This window comes from Enterobacter sp. 120016, from assembly GCF_018383635.1.
Lineage (GTDB): Bacteria > Pseudomonadota > Gammaproteobacteria > Enterobacterales > Enterobacteriaceae > Enterobacter > Enterobacter asburiae_D.
In genome coordinates, this window is sequence record NZ_JAHAWC010000072.1 from 1 (window position 1) to 213 (window position 213).

Consider the following 213-nt stretch of genomic DNA (forward strand, 5'->3'; position numbering starts at 1 on the left):
GGGAATATTGCACAATGGGCGCAAGCCTGATGCAGCCATGCCGCGTGTATGAAGAAGGCCTTCGGGTTGTAAAGTACTTTCAGCGGGGAGGAAGGCGATAAGGTTAATAACCTTGTCGATTGACGTTACCCGCAGAAGAAGCACCGGCTAACTCCGTGCCAGCAGCCGCGGTAATACGGAGGGTGCAAGCGTTAATCGGAATTACTGGGCGTA

The 213-nt window shown here is 53.5% G+C and carries 1 rRNA gene; it reads left to right on the top strand.

Features of this window, described 5'->3' with window-relative positions:
* Positions 1-213, top strand: a 16S ribosomal RNA gene (locus KIF87_RS23650); the annotation flags it as partial.